Annotated in this window: 16 protein-coding genes; 9 read left to right on the forward strand and 7 right to left on the reverse strand. The window is 31.6% G+C overall.

The window, feature by feature from the left end; translation table 11 throughout:
* Window positions 1-15: 15 nt before the first annotated feature.
* Window positions 16-1101 (reverse strand): flavin-containing monooxygenase, encoded by a 1086-nt coding sequence (locus RH81_RS15435; RefSeq protein ID WP_052172593.1) that lies wholly within the window; start codon window positions 1099-1101, stop codon window positions 16-18.
* Between the two features lie 139 nt (window positions 1102-1240).
* Here RH81_RS15435 and RH81_RS15440 point away from each other — a divergent pair, with 139 nt between their 5' ends.
* The 4 genes from RH81_RS15440 to lpdA all read left to right on the forward strand — a co-directional run bounded on the left by RH81_RS15440 (window position 1241) and on the right by lpdA (window position 4409).
* Window positions 1241-1702, forward strand: a complete 462-nt coding sequence (locus RH81_RS15440; RefSeq protein WP_033961984.1) for an Lrp/AsnC family transcriptional regulator — start codon at window positions 1241-1243, stop codon at window positions 1700-1702.
* 22 nt (window positions 1703-1724) lie between these two features.
* Window positions 1725-2351, forward strand: coding sequence for a CPBP family intramembrane glutamic endopeptidase (locus RH81_RS15445; protein ID WP_033961987.1), 627 nt, complete (start codon window positions 1725-1727; stop codon window positions 2349-2351).
* A 75-nt stretch (window positions 2352-2426) separates the two neighbouring features.
* A complete protein-coding gene (locus RH81_RS15450) occupies window positions 2427-2930 on the forward strand; it encodes an ankyrin repeat domain-containing protein (protein WP_052172594.1) in 504 nt (167 codons plus the stop codon).
* Window positions 2931-3008: 78 nt separating this feature from the next.
* Window positions 3009-4409: a dihydrolipoyl dehydrogenase gene (lpdA, locus tag RH81_RS15455; RefSeq protein ID WP_033961989.1), complete on the forward strand. Its 1401-nt coding sequence runs from the start codon at window positions 3009-3011 to the stop codon at window positions 4407-4409.
* A 94-nt stretch (window positions 4410-4503) separates the two neighbouring features.
* Here lpdA and RH81_RS15460 read toward each other — a convergent pair whose 3' ends face one another.
* A complete protein-coding gene (locus RH81_RS15460) occupies window positions 4504-6231 on the reverse strand; it encodes a tetratricopeptide repeat protein (protein WP_033961990.1) in 1728 nt (575 codons plus the stop codon).
* A 171-nt stretch (window positions 6232-6402) separates the two neighbouring features.
* Here RH81_RS15460 and RH81_RS15465 point away from each other — a divergent pair, with 171 nt between their 5' ends.
* Entirely contained in the window at window positions 6403-6813 is a 411-nt protein-coding gene (locus RH81_RS15465; protein ID WP_033961996.1) for a DUF2721 domain-containing protein, read from the forward strand.
* Window positions 6814-6816: 3 nt separating this feature from the next.
* Here RH81_RS15465 and RH81_RS15470 read toward each other — a convergent pair whose 3' ends face one another.
* The 3 genes from RH81_RS15470 to RH81_RS15480 all read right to left on the reverse strand — a co-directional run bounded on the left by RH81_RS15470 (window position 6817) and on the right by RH81_RS15480 (window position 9230).
* Window positions 6817-7407: a hypothetical protein gene (locus tag RH81_RS15470; RefSeq protein ID WP_033962000.1), complete on the reverse strand. Its 591-nt coding sequence runs from the start codon at window positions 7405-7407 to the stop codon at window positions 6817-6819.
* Window positions 7408-7474: 67 nt separating this feature from the next.
* Window positions 7475-8191 carry a LytR/AlgR family response regulator transcription factor gene (locus tag RH81_RS15475; protein WP_033962002.1) on the reverse strand — a complete coding sequence of 239 codons (717 nt, stop codon included), beginning with the start codon at window positions 8189-8191 and terminating at the stop codon, window positions 7475-7477.
* Entirely contained in the window at window positions 8184-9230 is a 1047-nt protein-coding gene (locus RH81_RS15480) for a sensor histidine kinase (protein ID WP_241478993.1), read from the reverse strand. Before RH81_RS15480 ends, RH81_RS15475 begins: the two co-directional genes overlap by 8 nt.
* 198 nt (window positions 9231-9428) lie before the next feature.
* Here RH81_RS15480 and RH81_RS15485 point away from each other — a divergent pair, with 198 nt between their 5' ends.
* From RH81_RS15485 to RH81_RS15495, 4 genes are all read left to right on the forward strand, one after another.
* The gene (locus tag RH81_RS15485; RefSeq protein WP_033962007.1) at window positions 9429-9851 is read left to right on the forward strand and encodes a MotA/TolQ/ExbB proton channel family protein; all 423 of its coding nucleotides are present in this window, start codon (window positions 9429-9431) and stop codon (window positions 9849-9851) included.
* A 178-nt stretch (window positions 9852-10029) separates the two neighbouring features.
* Window positions 10030-10602: an RNA polymerase sigma factor gene (locus RH81_RS15490; protein WP_033962008.1), complete on the forward strand. Its 573-nt coding sequence runs from the start codon at window positions 10030-10032 to the stop codon at window positions 10600-10602.
* Window positions 10602-10775, forward strand: coding sequence for a hypothetical protein (locus tag RH81_RS17165; protein ID WP_173424378.1), 174 nt, complete (start codon window positions 10602-10604; stop codon window positions 10773-10775). The genes RH81_RS15490 and RH81_RS17165 overlap by 1 nt, the downstream gene beginning before the upstream one ends.
* A gap of 29 nt (window positions 10776-10804) precedes the next feature.
* Complete coding sequence (locus RH81_RS15495) at window positions 10805-11632, forward strand: mechanosensitive ion channel family protein (RefSeq protein WP_033962009.1); 828 nt, start codon at window positions 10805-10807, stop codon at window positions 11630-11632.
* Between the two features lie 93 nt (window positions 11633-11725).
* Here the strand turns inward: RH81_RS15495 and RH81_RS15500 are convergent, their stop codons facing one another.
* Entirely contained in the window at window positions 11726-13078 is a 1353-nt protein-coding gene (locus RH81_RS15500) for a DEAD/DEAH box helicase (protein WP_033962217.1), read from the reverse strand.
* 50 nt (window positions 13079-13128) lie between these two features.
* A complete protein-coding gene (locus RH81_RS15505; RefSeq protein WP_033962010.1) occupies window positions 13129-15852 on the reverse strand; it encodes a hypothetical protein in 2724 nt (907 codons plus the stop codon).
* Between the last annotated feature and the right edge of the window lie 15 nt (window positions 15853-15867).

Consider the following 15867-nt stretch of genomic DNA (forward strand, 5'->3'; position numbering starts at 1 on the left):
TGTTATAGGATTAAATTATGCAAAATGTTTTTTCAATACTATATTAGTATAAGCAGGTTTTTCTTCTAATTCCTCAATGTAATCCGTTAGAAATTTAGTATCCTTTTTTACACCGCCTAAAGTGGCAGAGCCTCTTGTGTATAACCATGGGAGCCCTAGAAAATAAAGTCCCTTTACATCGCTAATGCCTCTGTAATTTTTTGGGTACTTGTAATCGTTTAAAGTAACACCTTCTATCCATTCAAAATTTGGTTTGAAGCCTGTTGCCCAAACAATGTTTTTTATATTTTTGCTATTCCCTTTTTCAAAATACAATTCAGTATCATTTGCGTCTAAAGTTCTTCCAACACAAATAACATTTTCTTTCTTTAAAAGCGATTTCACATCAGTTCCTATAATGGGTTGACCGCCTTTACTTAGTTTTTTTCCGATGTAAGAGAACTTACTAACTGATAAAAACCCGATTTTTTTAAACCACCACCATAAAGTTTTTCCTAAAATTTCTTGTGGAATTGAGGTAATATTGGTGTCTCCTGAAAAATACACCTTCCGATTAGTGTTAGAAATTTCATCAAGAATTTGAACTCCAGAATCACCAGCACCAACAACTAATGTATCTCCATTTTGAAGTTGTTCAGGATTCTTATAATGTTCGCTATGTATTTGAATTATGTCTTTTGAAATTTCAGTAGAAAACGGAGGCGTAAAAGGTTTATGAAATGGACCAGTTGCAACCACTACGTTTTTTGCTTTAAAAATTTCTGATTCGCTTTTTAGAACAAAATAATCACCTTCCTTTTTTAGAGCTGTGATTTTTTGATTGAAGGTAATTGGTATCTGAAATTTTTCAACGTATGATTTTAAATATGCCGCAACTTCATATTTATCTGGATAGTATCCTTTTTTATTTGGGAAATTCATTCCTGGTAAATGATTAAATTCTGTTGGAGTAAATAGTTTTAAAGAATCCCAACGTTTTAACCATGGTGCACCCGTTTCACTGTTTGCATCAACAATTATATACTCTTTTTTTAATTGAGTAAGATGGTAAGCCATTGATAATCCAGCTTGTCCAGCTCCAATAATTATAAAGTCCTTCATGCACCAAAAATGAGCTTATTTGGATTATGTATCAATGATTATTGATATATTCGGAAAATAAAACTATATATAAGTATATTTGTAGTTTATATTTCTGAATCAAAAGAGATTTGATTTATAAAACTGAAAATTTTTCAAAATGATACAACTAGATACTATAGATAAACAATTATTATTTTTTCTTCAAGAAGATAGTAAACAAACCAATAAAGAGCTGTCCAATAAATTGAATCTTTCGGTTACTGCTGTATATGAGCGCATAAAGAAATTAGAACGTGAAGGGATTATTTCTAAGTATGTTGCGTTAATAGATAAAAAAAGTGCTGATAAAGCTTTTGTAACGTTTTGCAGTATTAAACTAGTGCAGCATTCTAAGGAATATGTGATGAAATTTGAACGTGAAGTAGCCAAATTAGACGAAGTATTAGAATGTTATCATATTAGTGGAGATTATGATTACTTACTTAAAGTAATTGTTGCAGATATGGATGAATTTAGAGAATTTATGGTAAAGAAATTAACAACTATAAGTCATATTGGGAGCACACACAGTGCATTTATGATTAATGAAGTTAAACATACAACTGCCTTAAAAGTTTAAGCTATTATTATATCTTTAGAAAATGCAAGCAACGACTTATAAACTCACAGAATTCTTCTTTATTTTTATTTTAATTCCTGTCAGCTTTGCAATTCAGTATCCTATATGGATTAAGATGTGTATTGGAGTTTTCGGGTTTTTATATATCCTATTTATACTATTGCGAGTTGAAAAAAACAGGTTTAAAATTGCTCCAAATTTGAGTTGGAAATTTTTCTTCAAACGTGTTGTAGCACAGTTAATAGGAATTGCAATTCTCACAATTGTGTATATGTGGATTGTAGATAAGCCCAGTCTTTTTGTCGTTATCCTCAATAAACCACTAATGTGGCTTGCAATATTGTTCGTTTACAGTGTGTTTTCAGTTTATCCTCAAGAATTAATTTACAGAACATTCTTCTTTCAACGTTATCGAAGTTTGTTTAAAAGTGAGGTTTTATTTATAGTTGTCAATGCAGCATTATTTTCATTGGCTCATATTTTCTTCAGAAATGGCTTAGTAATGATCTTAACATTTGTTGGAGGAATTTTATTCGCCTTAACCTTCAAGAAAACAAAATCAACGCTTTTAGTTTCCATTGAACATGCTATTTATGGATGTTGGTTGTTTACTGTTGGAATGGGAAGTATGCTTGGTTTTCCATCTTAAAGATTAACATAAATGCATGTTAAATAATAAATAACATTTCGTGTTTTTACCTAACTTTTTGGAAAACTTAAAACAATGAAACGTAATCAATTTATTAAGGCTGTTGGATTTGGCGCTTTGGCAGTTCCAGCTTCAACACTGTTATCATTTAGAGCAGAACCAGAAGAGCCTCAGTTAGATAAGGCATTGGTTCAAAAATTTGTTGTCGCATCACACGGAAAGTTTGATATAGTAAAAGAATTATTGGAAGAACATCCAACCCTTCTTAATGCAGCTCATGATTGGAGAGGAGGCGATTTTGAAACAGGCTTAGGAGCTGCAAGTCATGTAGGTCATAAAGAATTGGTGAATTACTTTTTGGATAAAGGCGCTCAAGCTAATATTTTTACAATGACATTATTTGGACAAATTGATATTCTTAAGTCCATATTAAAACATTTTCCTAAACTCATTAATGCAAAAGGACCACATGGTTATACATTATTGCATCATGCAGAAGTAGGTGGAGAGGCGTCAAAAGAAACTAAGGATTATCTAATTTCTTTAGGTTTAAAAGAGACTATAATACCATTATATTAGCTTGTGTTTTTTTATTGTCTTCACGTAAAACATTCGTATTTTTGTATTCATTTTAGTACAAACTGATAAATATTTTTTATGAAATCATACGATGTAGCAATAATAGGTTCGGGTCCTGGTGGATATGTAGCAGCAATACGTTGTGCACAATTAGGCATGAAAACAGCAATAATCGAAAAGTATTCTACTCTTGGAGGAACATGCTTAAATGTAGGTTGTATTCCTAGTAAAGCAATGTTATCTTCTTCTCATCATTTCGAGGAAGCAACAAAACATTTTGAAGATCATGGTATTGAAATCCCTGGAGATATCAAGGTGAATCTAGAAAAAATGATTGCACGAAAACAGGCTGTTGTTGATCAAACAACTGGAGGAGTTGATTTCTTAATGAAGAAAAATAATATTGATGTTTTCGAAGGTTTAGGAAGTTTTAAAGATGCAACTCATATTAAAATTGAAGGAAAAGATGCTCAAGAAATTGAAGCAAAAAATATCATTATTGCTACGGGTTCAAAACCGTCAAACTTACCGTTTATCACTTTAGATAAAGAAAGAGTTATTACGTCTACTGAAGCTTTAAAACTTAAAGAAATCCCGAAGCACATGATTATCATTGGTGGAGGAGTTATTGGTTTAGAACTCGGACAAGTATACAGACGATTAGGAGCAGAAGTAACGGTTATAGAATATATGGATAGAATCCTTCCAACTATGGATGCTGGTTTATCTAAAGAATTAAATAAGGTTTTCAAAAAGGCTAAATGTAAAATGATGTTGTCTCATAAAGTTCAGTCTGTTGAACGTAAAGGAGATGAAATTACAGTTAAAGCTGAAAACAAAAAAGGAGAAATTGTTGAGTTTAAAGGCGATTACTGCTTGGTATCTGTAGGACGTCGTCCTTATACAGATGGTTTAAATGCCGAAGCAGCAGGAGTGAAGCTTACAGATAGAGGACAGGTTGAAGTTAATGAACATCTGCAAACCAATGTGTCTAATATTTATGCAATTGGTGATGTTATTAAAGGTGCAATGCTAGCTCATAAAGCTGAAGAAGAAGGTGTTTTTGTTGCTGAAACTTTAGCAGGTCAAAAACCACATATTGATTATAATCTTATTCCAGGTGTTGTTTATACATGGCCAGAAGTGGCTGCTGTTGGAAAAACAGAAGAAGAATTAAAAGAAGCTGGAGTTGAATACAAGGTTGGTCAATTTCCATTTAGAGCTTTAGGAAGAGCACGAGCAAGTGGAGATCTTGACGGATTTGTAAAAATATTAGCAGATAAAACTACTGATGAAGTTTTAGGTGTTCATATGATTGGAGCACGTTGTGCAGATTTAATTGCTGAAGCTGTTGTTGCTATGGAATACAGAGCATCTGCCGAAGATATTTCTCGCATGTCTCATGCACATCCAACATTTGCAGAAGCAGTAAAAGAAGCAGCTTTGGCTGCAACAGATAACATAGCTTTACATGTGTAATTAAATATCGTCTATTTTAGAATAAATTAAAGCGATCCCAATGGGTTCGCTTTTTTGATATTGCTAACTAATAGCTGATATTGGTTGGTAAGTATTATCTCACCTTAGAGCCAACCAATATAACATCAGCAGTTGCCCAACTCTTTGTTATGTCATCTTTCATTTTAGAAATATTTTCTGAATCTTCTAATTTTTCATAAGCCAACTTTAGTCCGTGTTGTGCCCAACCATTTCTTGGCAATCGCTCTAAGTCTTCTTGATATATTACAATTGATTCTTGATATTGCCCATTTTTAATAAGTACATCACCTAAATGATGCCGAATAGAGAAAAACCAGTCTGGTGGTTCATTATAATTTAAGGCGTCTTCTATAATTACAGCATTTTGTAATAGTGAAATACTAGCTTTATAATCGCCTTGAACGGTTAAGAGTTCAGCTTCTAAAACCAAATCTGCAATACTAATTAAATTCCCAACAGTATTTATTTCCCAGATGGTAATCTCATTCATACTGTCATCTGCCGAATAGATTTTTAACGCTTCTAATTCGGTTTTAGCTTTTTCTAATTCACCTTTAGCTGCATAAGCCATGCCTTTTGCATAGTGTTGCATTGCCAAAGGGTATTTTAAATCACTGGTTTCTTCTTTAGCAAGAATCTCATCCCACATTCCAAACTTCACCATTGAATAATATGGAATTACATAGTAATGCTGTAGTGTTCCCCAACCTGGTTCGGCCATAACATCTGGATGTACATGTTTAGATACTTTGTTAGCTCCAATCATCGCCCAATGTTTATTGCCTTCTAATGCAGCAGTTGCCGCCATAAAATGATAGTTATGAGGATAATAGGATAGAGGATAAACACCTTGAGCATGACACAAGGTAACATATGTACTATCTGCTTTTACAGCATTAATATTAGATACAGTGCCTTTATGATAATCACCTGTTCGTATATAGATGTGTGAAGGCATGTGTACTAAATGACCAGCACCTGGAATTGTTCCGTCATCAAACACTTTTGCAGAAGCATATGCACGTTCTGGAGTACTTGATGCTTCAACTGCATGAATGTAAAAATGATTAGCGCCTGGATGTATTGGATTAGTTTTAATGATATTATCTAAAAGTGAAACAATTTCTGGCGTCCATGGTTTTTCTGTACCATCTTTTTCATTTAAATCCCAAGGGTGTAAATTCATAACAGATTCGGCATACAGCGTAGCGACTTCAGAATCGTTAGGATATGTATTGTGGATGGATTTTAACGCATTAGAATAATTAATATCTAATTGTGAACGATCTTCTGGTGGTGTTGCAGAATAGCGTTCTGCCATTGCATTAATCAAAACCTTTTCTTTTTCTGTAGAATTAGCTGATAGTTTTTTTGCTTCTTGAATAGCATTGTAAGCACGTTCATAGTGATCGTCTTCCATTCCTGCATTGTAATTAGGGCCTAATACATAAGCATAGCCCCAAAATGCCATAGCGCAATTTGGATCTAGTTTTGTGGCATAAAAAAAAGAACGTGCAGCTTCTGCATGATTAAAAGCATATGCTAAAGTTAATCCTTGATTAAAGTATTTTTGTGCCAGCTCACTAGTTGAAGTAATAGGATAATTAAGGAAGCCTAAGTCTTCAAATAAAGGAGCTTTATTCTCTTTTTTGTACCAATCGGCATCAGTAATCCTTGGAGCACATGTGTATTTTGCCAAAGGAGGTGTTTTTACGACAATTTCAGGTTCCGTGTTTTTATCCGATTTACATGAGGCAATACAAAGGCTGAGGCAAAGCAAAAAAAGAAGTTTACTTTTCATATTTGTAGTTTAAAAAATTAGCTGATTCTCCTAAAGATATTGAAAATAGCTAATAGGTCTTTGTTTAAAAACAGGATTTGTGTCTTTGGTATGAAATGAGTTATGGTTGGACACTAAATTACAGGTATGAGGCTTCTTTTTATTATATTTAGAAAATAGAATTATAGAACTATGTCGAACGAACTTACTCTTACAACACCAGCGCTTTTATTTTCAGCCATATCATTAATAATGTTGGCTTACACCAATCGCTTTTTAGCCTATGCAGCTGTGATTAGAAACTTACATGATAAGTATTTAGAGAAAAAGGATGATTCACTCATCGAGCAAATAAAGAATCTAAAGTTGAGACTCAATTTAACACGTTGGATGCAAATTTTCGGAATTACAAGCTTGTTGCTTTGCGTACTAACAATGTTTCTAATTTACATAGATTATTATGTTTTTGGAGTTTGGGTTTTCGGACTAGCGTTAATATTGCTTATTGTGTCATTAGCGTTATTGATAAAAGAAATTCAAATTTCTGCTAAGGCTTTAAGTTTGCATTTAAGTGATATTGAAAGCCATTTGAAAAAGAAGTAAAAATTAAAGCTCTTTTATCAAATCATTAATTCTTAAACGCTTACTATAATCCTCTTCATTTATATCTCTAACAAAACAAAAGACACTTATTTGTTCGTTTTTTACTTTCTCAGAGAGTTCTTCAACAGAAAACGGTCCAAATTCTCTAGACCTTTGTATATAGTAAAACTCATGTCCGTAAATTAAATCAGACACCTTTTGCTTATACTTTTCTTTTAAAAATGATTGTACGTCCTCAATACTATTTAAGCCTTCAGAGTAATTTGTGGTATTAATAAAAAGTGCAAATTCTTTCTTATTTTGATGATTCAAAACCAAAACATCATCATCCTTAAAGTACGCTCTTACTACTATCAGACCATCTTCTGTCTCAATAGAAAAGATATTATTGATGCTTAATGTCCATGAGGTCTTTATTACTGAAGCTTTTCTTGATATTTCAAGAATATGATCTTCCTTAAAGGTGTAAATTGATTTCTTCTTAGAAATCCCATTCACTAAAACCCATTCCTGATTTATAAAATGCGAATCGTGATGACGATCGTAATCAAATGGTTTTAAGTTAGGAATAGTGTTGCGTAAGTAATCTTCCATTAAGTAGGTTTTCTACAAAAATAATAATTATTAGTCCAACGTAATTTTTGAGGATTTATTGAATGGTTTAAAACTTTTCCAAAAAATGTAAGACTTCTTTTTTGTAAGTTCTACTGATCGGTATCGTATTATCTTGAATGGTAATATGTTCATTTGTGAAAGACTTAATAGCAGATATAGCAATAATATATGATCTGTGAATCCTTATAAATAAGGGCTTGGGTAATTTAGCTTCAATAGAAGTAATGGTTTCTCTGGTGATTATGGTTGTGTTTTTTAAATGTATTTTTAGATAATCGCTATAACTTTCAATATAGATAATATCTTCAAAATCTATTTTAATCATTTTACGATCAGAGCGGACAAAAATGAAATCGGAGTTGTCATTTAATGGATTTAGAGGTTGTTCTTTTTCGCCATAAATTTCAAAATAAGTGTGAATAGCTTTTTGAAGTCTTTCGAACGAAATAGGCTTTAGTAAATAATCAACTGCTTTAAGTTCAAAACCTTCAACAGCATAGTCTCTGTATGCTGTAGTGAAAATAACTTTGATATTGCTGTTGATAGACTTCGCGAATGAAATGCCAGATATTTGTGGCATATTAATATCTAAAAACACCAAGTCAATATTTTGATTGCTGACATGATTAAACGCTTCAATGGCATTACTACAACTCGCTACAATGTGTATGTTATTAATTTTAGATAAATGGGTTGCAATGATTTCTCTTGCAATAGCTTCGTCGTCTACTATTAAACAGGAAATTGTATGATTTTTAGTCATGATTAACTGTTTTTAAGTGCAACTGAACAGAAAAAATAGCGCCTTGATTTGTAATGTCTAGATCATACTGATTTACATATAGTAATTCCAATCGCTTTTTTATGTTGTCTAATCCTATGCCTTGTTGCAAATTGTTGTTTTCAGAATTTGAATTCTGTATGCTGAAATCAATCGAATTTGAATTTGCAGTAAGTTGAATATCGATTTTAAGTTCACCGTCAATAATAGTTCCATGTTTAAAGCTGTTTTCGACAAATGGAAGTAACAGCATTGGAGCAATAGTAATCGATTCATCAATAGCATCAATATTGAATTCCACATGTAATGTATCATTAAATCGCATTTTTTCTAAAGCGATATAATCCTTGATATGAGCAATTTCTTCAGAAAGTAAAACAAAAGGTTTTTCAGATTGATACAAGAGGTAGTCTAACAAATTTGACAATTTAAGAATCATATCTGGTGTTTGGTCTGCTTTCTTTAATGCAAAACCATACATGGTATTCAATGTGTTAAATAAGAAATGCGGATGAATTTGCATCTTTAAATAATTGAGTTCCTGTTCTTTTAGTTTAAGCTGTGTGTCTAATATTTTAGTTTCTAATTTATTGGTTATAGTGGCTTGTTTTAAATTTAGTTTTAAGAGTTTAAAAGCGCTCATGATAATCACAATAAGATATACAGCTGTCATTATGAAAATAACATTCTTTGTAAGTGGATTCATAACTGCATATTCAAAATGCGAGATATAAATCAGACTAAAAAAGATAGATACGAACAGTAAATACAACGAAATGATTAAGGTATAACCACTATAAAGTGCAAAACGCCAATATTGTTTCGTAACTAAATAATCTGGTATTAATTTGTACGTGGCTACGTAAGTTGTTGCAATTGTAATTGGCATTAAAAAAAGAGAGAATGTAAGCGTATCTTCGTATGTCGCTTTTTCTACTTCGAAAAAATTAGTATAAAAAAATAAGACACCAACCCAAAAAAGGAGATGTAAAAGGACTTGTCCAATTTTCTTTAATATCAATTGCCGTGTAAACATATATGCAATACAATAATACTATATTTTTTTACTGAAAAAGATGAATTAGAGACGAACGACCAATTTAGTAAGGTTTTTAACCTTGATGCTATATCCAGTTTTAAAATGGTTGTTGGTCGCATTAATAAAAAAGGGGATGATCTTATTTTTAAGTTTGGGTATGTTTAACTAAATTTAAAAACTATGATTACACTTACACTTGCTTTAAAAAGCGTATTTAGCCTTTCAATATTTATGAATATTTTTATGGATGGTGGTCCATTATTTATGTCATTAATATTAATCTGTTTACTTGTATCAATTGCATTTCTTGTCGTTGGATTTTCTTCGGCCAAAATATCTCAAGAGAAAGCAAAGAAGATGCTTAAGCTTGCTGCAGACTCTAGCTTGTTAGGAATAGTGATGGGGTTTCTAGGGTCAGTTCTTGGATTAATTACTGCTTTTGATTCTATAGAAGCAATGGGTAATCCTGATCCAGCTATTTTTGCTGGAGGATTAAAAGTGTCTTTATTAACAGCAACTTTCGGGCTTTTTACATTTGTAGTTTCTCGGATTGGAATCTTAGTTTTGAGATCTGTTTTAAAACCCGAATCAAAAATCGAATAGTTTAAAAATCAATAAATCTTTTTAAAGCGAGACTATTAAAATAGTCTCGCTTTTTTGCATTAGTAATTCATTAACCTATGTTAATTTTTTATAAATTTATAATTATTTAGCATTTAGATGTGACTTAATATAAAAGCGTGTGTCTTAATGGTAACCTTTTATAATCAATCCAATATTTTTGGAACCCTTAGAAAAAATTAATAAGCAAACTGACGAAGAGCTAGTAAGTAACATTGTAAAAAACAATGACACTTTACTTTTCGAGGTTTTGTATGATCGTTTTGCACATTTAGTGTACAATAAATGCTACGGTTTTGCTAAGGATGAAGACGAAGCTAAAGATTTAACCCAAGATGTATTTTTGAAACTATTTGTTAAGCTGGGAAGTTTCAAAGGGAAGTCTAAATTTTCAACATGGTTGTATGCATTTACATATAATCATTGTGTGAATTATGTTACACGAAATACAGCTAAAAAATTTGAAAAGCAATCTGTAGATTATGCAGATATTGAAAATATTTCAGAAGAGCCAAGCGATGAAAGTTTTAATGACATGAGAATAGATAAACTCAAACAAGCATTAGAACTAGTTTCACCTGATGAAAAAATGATACTGTTGCTAAAATACCAAGACAATCTCTCGATAAAAGAGATTGAAAGTGTTTTAGATATTGGAGAAAGCGCTGTTAAGATGAGAATCAAACGTGCTAAGGATAAATTGTTAACTGTATATGATAATAACCTAATGTAATGGAAAATCCTTTCAGAGACATAGATAAGCCACTAAGATCAGTTCCGCCAGAGCTGAAGTCTAAGGTTATGAATGATATTGCTATAGCAAAATTGTTGATGGAGTTAGCAGAATTGTTCTCTTACAATCTTGGTGATGTTATAGAAACAGTAATGAGTAAAAGACATAAATAATAATAGCTATTAATAAATAATCATACAAAATGGATAAAGTAACAGAATACAAAGACATAGCCATGGAATCGCTCTCTACGATGTGGCTAGAAATAACAAAGATTTTTCCAAGCATTGTTGGAGCCTTAGTTGTTTTAATTATTGGTTGGCTTGTAGCAAAAATTGTTGTTAGGTTAATTAAAAAAGCATTGAAACTTGCTAAAGCAAATAAACTAGATGATAAGTTAAATGAGATAGAAATAATTGAAGGTAAGAAACTCAATTTCGATACGATTAAAATAGTATCAACTTTTGTAAAATGGTTAATCTATATCATGTTACTTATTGTAGTTTCTGATATTTTAAACCTAAAAATTATATCTGAACAAATAAGTAACTTTTTAGGATTCATTCCTCAGTTATTTGTAGCACTTATAATTTTTACTTTAGGCTTGTTGTTTGCAAACTTTGTAAAAAATGCATTAAAATCCTTATTTGAGTCTATGGACTTATCAGGAGGAAAAATGATTAGTCAAGTCGTGTTTTTCTTGTTAATCATATTCATTTCTATAACCGCTTTAAATCAAGCAGGAGTAAATACAGATATAATAACGAGCAACCTTACTATGATTCTGGCAGCTTTCTTATTGTCTTTTGCTTTAGCATTTGGACTTGGAGCAAGAGAAGTTGTAGCCGATTTATTAAGAACGTTTTATACGAGAAAGACTTATGAGGTTGGTGCGAAAATAGAGTTTGAAAATAAAATTTATGAAGTAGATTCAATAAGTAATATTTCAGTAGTACTGAAAAATTCAGATGGTAAACTTATTGTACCTATTAAAGAAATAGTGGAGAATCAGATAAAAGTTATAGACTAAATAATTTAGGGTTAAAAGGTTAGTATATAATTATAAGGCTGTAGCGATTTGAAGATGCTTCGCTTCCCTTCTCATTAATTTGGGAAGGGATTTTTATTTACGCTTACTTCGCTTGTTGTAATTTTTATCACCTCTAGTTTTAGGTTTACTATATTTTGCTGCAATTTTAAATTTATACGAACCTCCTAAATTTTCCTTTTTGTTTTTGTCTTTCTTTTCGTGGAATGCTGGTCCTGGTACATCATCGTCTGTATGCTTTGTAGGATTGTTTCGTTCTCTAATTTGCGGACGCTCTTCTTCAATTAACACCTTAGAAACTTCAACGTTTTCTGGGAATTCCAATAATGGAACTTCCATTTCCATATACTCTTGAATCGTTTCAATCGCTTCCTGTTCTTTAGGAGTAGAGAAGGTGAGTGCACGTCCTTGTTGTTCAGCACGTCCAGTTCTACCAATACGATGCATATAGTTCTCTGGAAATTTAGGTGTATCAAAGTTGATAACATGACTTATGTTTTCAATATCTAATCCACGAGCCATAACGTCTGTAGCAATTAAAACTCTATTGTCTCCAGCTCTAAACTGCTCAATACTTCGAAGTCTATAGTTTTGTGTCTTATTAGAATGAATTACGCAAGATTGACCAGGGAAACGTTCTTCTATCTCATCGTATAATAAATCTGCAAGCCTTTTAAATGCTACAAAAACGAGCACTTTATTATAGGTTTCAGAATCTTGTAATAGATGCTCTAACAGGTTTGTCTTTGTATGGAAATTTGCGACATCATAACGTTCTTGATCTATATTATGTAAAGGCGTTCCAGAAACTGCTATTGTTACGCGTTCAGGTTTTGTGAAGAAATCTGTAATCAATTCATCGACATCTTCAGTCATTGTTGCCGAAAACATAATGTTTTGTCTTCGATCTGGTAATATGTCAAAAATATTTAACAACTGATGTCTAAATCCTAGATCTAACATCACATCAACTTCATCAATCACTAATTTTTGTATGCTTTTTAAATGCAATACATGGCTTACAGCGAGATCAAATAAACGTCCAGGAGTTGCCACAATAATGTCTTGTCCTTGAGCGACAGCCTGTTTTTGAGTATTTATGTTTGTGCCTCCATAAACACCTAAAACTCTAACATTGGTATATGCAGCTAATTTTTCAATTTCGTCAACAACTTGAACTACAAGCTCTCTTGTAGGTACTAAAACTAATACTCTTGGATTTTCTTGAGTAGAATATTTTAAATGGCGCAAAATAGGTAACATGTAAGCAAATGTTTTACCAGTACCAGTTTGCGCAATACCAACGACATCATTACCTGAAGCTACAAAATTAAAAGCTTCTGCTTGTATTGGAGTCGGCTTTATAAAGCCTAAGTCGTTTAGAGCATTGTATAAAGGTGTATTTAAATTTAAATCTTCAAATGAGATGGCATCGTTTTCCATGATGCAAAAGTAAGTTTATTTACAAGAATATGGTACTAATAGCCATACTCAATTAAATCTGGAATCATATTTTGTGCCTGAGATTTCCAATTGGTTTCGGGTGATTCCCATTGGGTGTATGAAGTGTAACGTTTAATTTCGATGTCCTGACTTATAGTTTCTGTAGCATCAACTAATGCAAAGTAAGATGAGCCATCAGATTCTTTATAACTAAATGAAAAGGCATAATATGTTTTATTATTTTTTTTAATCTTTCCTAAGGTTTTGATCTCATCAGGAAGCCCATCGTCTTCTCCTATGTAATTATATAAACTAAGTTTAGCAAAGTTTTCAGGATTGATGTATTTTTTAGGAACTTTATTTAGTTGATTTTTTTTATGGAAGGCTTCTATAATCTCAAACCTTGAATATAAACTATCTAAACTGCGTTCAATGTAGTACTTTTCTAAAGGTTGATCATTTGCAATACGTGATGTGGTAGCTAACAATTGAAGCCAGTTGTTGCTGTCGTCATCTATAAATGCTTTTGTAAATACATCACTAATTTTACTCGAGTGTTTTACTTTATTGATAAAATTCAAATAGGAAAACATTAAACTATTATATTCATAATTATAGTCTTCCGGGTTAGAATTGGCTTTAGCATCTTGATACAATTTTAAATCTGAAAGCGCATACTCCAAAATCGTATCATAATTACGTATTACTAATTGTGAATGATTTGGTTGTTCAGAAATTAAAGATGTTGAAATGCCAATAACATCATCTCTGAAATGTTCCTTGTCTCTTAGCTCTAAAATTTTTTGATAATTCACTACAGCAAAATCTAAAGAATCTCTAAAAGGTTTTAGTATCGACCAATTATAATCTTCATCGCTTTTTGGAGGAGAATTAAAAATTAGTTCTTTGTATATTTCAAGTCTGTTGGTGTTTTTTAAATGTGGTATTGTAGTAATTATAGATGACTTTAAGCTATTGTTAGTGGTTTTTTGATGATACAGTTTTATAAGTGCACTTATGGTTGTGCTATCATTTATGTTCGCCAATTCATCTACAATTCTCTTTTTAACAATTTGTGTTTTAAGAGTATCTAAATAAGTGTCAAATAGTGCGTTTTGTAGCTTTGAAACGTCAACTTCATCAAACTCATAATAGTCAAATGCTCCAATAGCGTTTTTATATATTAACGTGTCTGAAGCTTTTAAGTCTTTTAAAATAAGGTCAGTTTTTGATGCATAATAATCAAAAGGCTCTACTTGTTTTGTTGTTTTGTAGGAGCTAAAGATGGAATCTGATAAAGAACTATTCATTTCGTTCTTGCTTAAGTAAGCAGACATACTAAAAACCTTTTTCATATCTAACCATATTTGATGGCGAACAGAAACTTTAGTAGTTTCATTTTTTATATAGAACTCAATACCGTCATTTCCATTTACTTTAATGTTCTTTTGACCTATGATGGTGTCTTTCCATGTCTTTAATGCATCTATGTAAGTGTCGAAAAACTCATCTCTATTAGCTATTTTAAAATAATCCTGTAAATCGGAGAAACTTAATTGATAAACACCTCCAGTGCTTGAATTTCTTCCGTAATAATCTGTAGAGTTTTTTATATAAGTATTACTATAATCTGTTGTGTCAATTTCAAGGCGATAATCTTTAAAATAAGCAACTTCAAAATCGGTATCTTCCGGTTTTAAAGTTATAGTCTCATTAGCTTCATAAGGTTCAAATGCAAAATCTGTAAAAAAAGGATGATCTCTTGAAACCTTTTCAGATGTATTCAGTTTTTGTTTCAGTAGTAAATGGGTACGATTTCCTCTGAAGTAAACTCTACAAATAGAATGATATGTACTATCGAGAAGTAATTCATATTCTCTACCCTCATAACCATCCAAATGAATGATTTTTGCTTCAGATACCAATTCAGATCTTGCAGTTAGTACGGTTTCCATTTCCTCAAAACTATCTGGTAGGTCTTGAACATAATAGCCTAATGGCTGATCGTTATATCTAAACAAAAAAACATCTTCATTGTCAATATCTGTAACCGAATACATGTTTAGTTTATAAGGGTCACCATCCTCATCTAATGGGTTTGCAACTTCTCTAGAAATATCTTTTGGTTCTCCCGGTATTTTGAGTGAAAATGCACCTTTTGTATTCGTATAGGAAATAAGGGGTTTAGCCTCCTTTATTATGGTTTTAGGTTTGGTGATTTTTAAAGAGTTAAAAAATGTATCGATTGTTTTATTTTTAATTTGAGTTTTAGTGTCTTCAACCGATAAATAATACATGATACCATTTTGAAGCGTTATAAAAGAGCGCATTTGTCTTTGGTCATTAACGCTTACTAAAACTTCATATCGCAAACCTTGTTTGTATTTTTTCTTTTTTTTGTTTAGTAATTTTCCATTTATGTTGCTAATTGTATTGTTGATGAATTCATCCATAATGGTTTGATCATCATTCTTGCCATTCACCTTCCTTAAATCAATTGCAAAAAAGGAAAAAAATGTTTTTGCATCTGTATTATAGCTATAAATTGTAAACGAGGGGTATTCATCTTCGTAATTAGGTTTTTGAGGTAATTGCAATGTAAAGCCTAAATCAGTATCTACATGAGTATACCAATCTGAATTAGATGCTTCATTGTCTTTAGTATTTGAAGCTGCTGTAATATTAAGGCTACTTAGAAAAAGTATAATTACTAATACGTAAGTTTTTTTGAGACTATTGTTTAATGAAATATAACGCATAAAATATATGATAAA

This window comes from Psychroserpens jangbogonensis (assembly GCF_000797465.1).
Taxonomy (GTDB): Bacteria; Bacteroidota; Bacteroidia; order Flavobacteriales; family Flavobacteriaceae; genus Psychroserpens; species Psychroserpens jangbogonensis.

Coding starts and splice junctions, on each gene's coding strand:
- RH81_RS15460 (WP_033961990.1), bottom strand. CDS start 6,231: ATGAAAAGTAAACTTCTTTTTTTGCTTTGCCTCAGCCTTTGTATTGCC.
- lpdA (WP_033961989.1), top strand. CDS start 3,009: ATGAAATCATACGATGTAGCAATAATAGGTTCGGGTCCTGGTGGATAT.
- RH81_RS15470 (WP_033962000.1), bottom strand. CDS start 7,407: ATGGAAGATTACTTACGCAACACTATTCCTAACTTAAAACCATTTGAT.
- RH81_RS15435 (WP_052172593.1), bottom strand. CDS start 1,101: ATGAAGGACTTTATAATTATTGGAGCTGGACAAGCTGGATTATCAATG.
- RH81_RS15505 (WP_033962010.1), bottom strand. CDS start 15,852: ATGCGTTATATTTCATTAAACAATAGTCTCAAAAAAACTTACGTATTA.
- RH81_RS15495 (WP_033962009.1), top strand. CDS start 10,805: ATGGATAAAGTAACAGAATACAAAGACATAGCCATGGAATCGCTCTCT.
- RH81_RS15445 (WP_033961987.1), top strand. CDS start 1,725: ATGCAAGCAACGACTTATAAACTCACAGAATTCTTCTTTATTTTTATT.
- RH81_RS15440 (WP_033961984.1), top strand. CDS start 1,241: ATGATACAACTAGATACTATAGATAAACAATTATTATTTTTTCTTCAA.
- RH81_RS17165 (WP_173424378.1), top strand. CDS start 10,602: ATGGAAAATCCTTTCAGAGACATAGATAAGCCACTAAGATCAGTTCCG.
- RH81_RS15475 (WP_033962002.1), bottom strand. CDS start 8,191: ATGACTAAAAATCATACAATTTCCTGTTTAATAGTAGACGACGAAGCT.
- RH81_RS15450 (WP_052172594.1), top strand. CDS start 2,427: ATGAAACGTAATCAATTTATTAAGGCTGTTGGATTTGGCGCTTTGGCA.
- RH81_RS15485 (WP_033962007.1), top strand. CDS start 9,429: ATGATTACACTTACACTTGCTTTAAAAAGCGTATTTAGCCTTTCAATA.
- RH81_RS15465 (WP_033961996.1), top strand. CDS start 6,403: ATGTCGAACGAACTTACTCTTACAACACCAGCGCTTTTATTTTCAGCC.